The sequence below is a fragment of the Streptomyces sp. CHD11 genome (assembly GCF_018638295.1).
In the GTDB taxonomy this organism is placed as follows: Bacteria; Actinomycetota; Actinomycetes; order Streptomycetales; family Streptomycetaceae; genus Streptomyces.
Window position 1 is genome coordinate 1 of sequence record NZ_JABTTS010000067.1, and the last position, 3,615, is coordinate 3,615.

Annotated in this window: 1 protein-coding gene; it reads right to left on the reverse strand. The window is 70.8% G+C overall.

The window, feature by feature from the left end:
* Positions 1-3,553: amino acid adenylation domain-containing protein (locus HTV45_RS33140; RefSeq protein WP_251693396.1), on the reverse strand; the 3,553-nt coding region annotated here is incomplete at its 3' end.
* Positions 3,554-3,615: the final 62 nt, after the last annotated feature.

The following is a 3,615-nucleotide window of genomic DNA, read 5'->3' on the forward strand; positions in this document are numbered from 1 at the left end:
CCGCCCCCCACTGGCTCAGCAGCCGGACCCGCTCATCCGCACCGAGCAGATCCACCTCACTCAGCCGGGACTCCGGCGCCGCCACCATCGCCTTCAGCACACGCCTCCACCGCACCGTGAACGCCTCGATCGTCGACCGCTCGTACAGATCGGTGGAGAACTCCACGACACCCGTCAGACCGGCCGGACCGCCGTCGGCCGAGGTGGTCTCGGTGAGGCTCAGGGACAGGTCGAAGCGGGACGTGCCGGTGCCGCGCCCCTCCTGCCGGACCCGCAGCCCGGGGAGCGCGAAGTCGGCCTCGGCGTTGTTCTGCAGGACCATGGCGATCTGGAACAGCGACTGATGCGACGCCGACCGCAGCGGATTGGTCTTCTCGACCAGGTACTCGAACGGGATGTCCTGATGCGAATAGGCGGTGAGGCTGCTGGCGCGTACACGCTGGAGCAACTCGGAGAAGGCCGGGTCGTCGGACGTGTCGGTGCGCAGCACCACCATGTTGACGAAGAAGCCGACCAGGTCGTCGAGCCGTTCGTCGGTGCGGCCGGCCACACCGGCGCCGACCACCACGTCCGTTCCGGCGCCGGACCGGGTCAGCAGCGCGGACAGCGCCGTCTGCAGGACCATGAACAGCGTCGAACCGGTCTGCCGGGCCAGCGCCGTCAGCTCGGCGTGGAGTACCGGGTCGACCTGGAAGGTGCTGACGTCACCCCGGTAGCTGGCCACCTTCGGCCGCGGGCGGTCGGTCGGCAGGGTCACCTGCTCCGGCAGGTCGGCGAGCCGATCCCGCCAGAACGCGAGCTGGCGGCTGAACGCGCTGTCCGGGTCCGTGTCGTCGCCGAGCAGTGCGCGATGCCACAGGCTGTAGTCGGCGTACTGCACCGGCAGCGGGGACCATCCCGGGGCCTGGCCGGCCCTGCGCGCGGCGTACGCCGTCCCCAGGTCGCGCGCCAGCGGACCCAGCGACCAGCCGTCGGCGACGATGTGGTGCAGCACCAGCATCAGCACCCACTCGCCGTGGCCGACCGCGAACAGCGACGCCCGCAACGGGATCTCGTCCGCCAGGTCGAACCGGTGGCGGGTCGCGGCCTGCAACTCCTCGTCCAGGGCCGCGCCGGCGGCCTCGCGCACGGGCAGCCGGATCGTGATCCCGGCCATGTCCAGGATCCGCTGGTAGGGCTCACCGTCGTGCTCGGCGAAGACGGTGCGCAGTGCCTCGTGCCGGGCGACGAGGTCGGTCAGCGCCATCCGCAGCGCCGATATGTCCAGGTCGCCCGAGAGACGCAACGTGAGCGGCATGTTGTACGTCGGCGACGGGCCTTCCAGCTTGTGCAGGAACCACAGCCGCTGCTGCGCGAACGACAGCGGCAGCACGGCCGGCCGCGGCAACGGCACGAGAGCGCTCCGGGCCGGGGCGTTCGCCTCGACGATCGCCCGTGCCAGCGCGGCCGGCGTCGAGGACTCGAACAGGGTGAGCAGCCGGACCTCGGAGCCGAGTTCGGCACGGATCCGGCTGATGAGCCGGGTGCCGAGCAGCGAGTGACCGCCCAGGTCGAAGAAGCTGTCCTCCACGCCGACCTGGTCCAGGCCCAGGATCTCGGCGAAGAGCCCGCACAGGATCTCTTCCTCCGGCGTACGGGGGTCTCGTCCCCCCGGGGTCTCGAACCCCGGTTCCGGCAGCGCCTCGTGGTCGAGCTTTCCGTTCGGCGTCAGCGGGATCTCCGGCAGCACCACGATCGCGACCGGTACCAGGTGGTCGGGCAGCACGCGGCGGAGGTCCTCGCGTACGGCCGCGGGATCGGCACCGGGCCGCGCGGGGACCATGTAGCCGACCAGCGCGGGATCGCCCCGCCGATCGCTGCGGACCACCGCGACGGCACGGGCCACATCCGGATGAGCCGCCAGCGTGGCTTCCGCTTCACCGGGTTCGACGCGGATACCCCGGATCTGGAGCTGGTGGTCGGAGCGGCCGAGGTACTCCAGCTCGCCATCGGCGTTCCACCGGACCACATCACCGGTGCGGTACATCCGCGACCCGGCCGGCCCGTACGGATCCGCGACGAACCGCGACGCAGTGAGACCGGAGCGGCCCAGATACCCCCGGGCAACCCCCGCACCGCCGATATACAGCTCACCCCGCGAACCCCTCGGCACCAGACCCAGATCCGCGTCCAGCACATACACACGCGTCCCCGCCAGCGGAGCACCGATGGGATGCGCACCCCCCGACAGCGGACGGCTCACCGACGCCGCCACCGTCGTCTCCGTCGGCCCGTACAGGTTCGTCATACGACGGCCCGCCGACCAACGACCCACCAGATCCGCCGAACACGCCTCACCACCGACCACCAGACTCCGCAACCCCGGCAGATCACCGGGCGCCTCCTCCGGCAACGTCGCCAGCACCGACGGCGGCACGAACGCGTGGGACACCCCCGCACCCGCCAGCAACCCGGCCAGCTCCTCACCCGCCAGCCGCGTCTCGCGGGCGACGACCAGGGCGGCGCCGGCCCCGAACGCCATCATCAGTTCGAGGACGGAGGCGTCGAAGCTCGGCGACGCCAGGAGCAGCACCCGGCTGTCGCCGTCGACGTCGGTGCGCTCACCCGTGCCGGCGGCGAGGTTCGCGAGCCCCCGGTGGGTCACCACGACGCCCTTGGGCTGTCCGGTCGATCCGGACGTGTAGATGACGTACGCCGGATGGTCCACACCCACCGGACGTATTCGGTCCCGGTCACCGGGATCATGCTCGGGCAGTCCCTCGAACACCTCCGACTCACCGATCACCAGCGCCGGCCCGGCATCCTGCAACACGTACTCCACCCGCGCCCGCGGATAGACCGGGTCCACCGGCAGAAACGCCGCCCCCGCCTTCGCCACACCCAGCACCGTGGCCACCTGCATGACCCCGCGCGGCAACACCACACCGACGACATCCTCGGCGCCCACGCCCCGGCCGATCAGATACCAGGCCACCCGGTTCGCATACGCGTTCAACCGCGCGTACGACCAGCCGGCATCCCCCTCGACCACCGCCACCGCGTCCGGCGTCACCCCGACCCGCCGCTGGAACAACCCGGCCAGGGTCGCCGGCTGTACCGCCGGTTCGGTGTATGCCCAGCGGGTCAGCTGGTCGCGCTCGCCGTCGAGCAGCAGATCCACGGATCCGATCCGCTGCTCCGGGTCGTGTGCGACGGCGGCCAGGAACTGCTGCCAGCGCCCGATGAAGGCCTCGATCGTCGCGCCGTCGTACAGGTCGGTGGCGTATTCGACGGCCCCGATCACACCGGCGGCGGTGCCGTCGGCATTCTGCTGCTCCGCGAGGCTGACGAACAGGTCGACGCGGGACAGCCCGGTGCTGACGCCCTCCATTCGGGTGTGCAGGCCGGGGAGGTCGAAGCTGGTCTCCGGGTTGTTCTGGAAGGCCAGCAGCACCTGGAACAGGGGACTGTGGGCGGTGCTGCGATGCGGATTGAGCTTCTCCACCAGGAACTCGAACGGCACATCCTGATGCGCGTACGCCTCCAAGGACGTGTCGCGCACCCGTCGCAGCAACTCCTCGAAACCCGGATTCCCCGAAGTGTCCGCCCGCAGAACCAGCGTATTGACGAAGAAAC